Origin of the sequence: Bradyrhizobium sp. Leo170 (assembly GCF_004296405.1) — a bacterium.
Lineage (GTDB): Bacteria > Pseudomonadota > Alphaproteobacteria > Rhizobiales > Xanthobacteraceae > Bradyrhizobium.
Map to the genome: position 1 here is coordinate 1 of NZ_PSRR01000893.1, position 411 is coordinate 411.

General features: G+C 55.7%; 1 pseudogene. It reads right to left on the reverse strand.

The features are described from left to right. Positions 1–12 precede the first annotated feature (12 nt). A pseudogene (locus CWO89_RS45260) lies at positions 13–411 on the reverse strand (FAD-dependent oxidoreductase); the annotation flags it as partial.

Genomic DNA, 411 nt, shown 5'->3' on the forward strand with positions numbered 1-411 from the left:
GATTCTGATGGGTTATCGCCAAGCGCGCGCGAGGCGGAATGCATCGCCAAATAAACCGGTCCATGACCGCGCATTGACAAAGGATTTCAACGTCAGCTTCTCCTTCTCGGCCTTCGGCGTGCCGTCGACCCGTACATAGTTCTGCATCGCCCTAGCGACGAGCTGCGGATAGGTGAGAAAGAAGTTTTGCGAGTTGGTATGCATCAGCATCGGCATATCCTTGTGCTTCTTGAGATCCTTGATCACGAAGGATTCGTCCAGCATCTTCTTGTAGAGCGACAGATTTGCCGCAGTCATGGGATAACGCCGTGATCTCACCTGGACGATAGCTTCCGCCGCAATGCGGCCCGAGGTCATCGCGAGGTTAGAGCCCTCGCGATGAATGGCGTTGTTGAGCTGCGCCGCATCGCC